This is a genomic window from Knoellia aerolata DSM 18566, from assembly GCF_000768695.1.
GTDB classification, from domain to species: domain Bacteria; phylum Actinomycetota; class Actinomycetes; order Actinomycetales; family Dermatophilaceae; genus Knoellia; species Knoellia aerolata.
Genome location: NZ_AVPL01000217.1, coordinates 1 through 259 on the forward strand (window position 1 = coordinate 1; position 259 = coordinate 259).

The following is a 259-nucleotide window of genomic DNA, read 5'->3' on the forward strand; positions in this document are numbered from 1 at the left end:
CAGCTGCAGCTGGATGGCCAGCCGATCGCGCTCGACGCGTTGGTCAACACGCTGAAGCAACAGCAGCAGGCCAACCAGACCACCACCATCATCGTCAACAGCGATAAAGGTGTGGCGGTCGAGCGGCTGGTGGCGGTCATGGATAACCTGCGCCAGGGCGGCTTCTTCTCCGTCTCCATCGCGACACGGAAGCTGTGACATGTATCTGCTCTATCGCTCACGTCATCTTTTCAGCTGGTTGCCGGCGCTGATTGTCGCC

The 259-nt window shown here is 60.2% G+C and carries 1 protein-coding gene; it reads left to right on the forward strand.

Annotation, left to right across the window (positions count from 1 at the left end; all coding sequences use genetic code 11):
• The coding region (locus N801_RS22325; RefSeq protein ID WP_035941337.1) for an ExbD/TolR family protein at positions 1-198 on the forward strand (198 nt) is incomplete at its 5' end.
• Between the last annotated feature and the right edge of the window lie 61 nt (positions 199-259).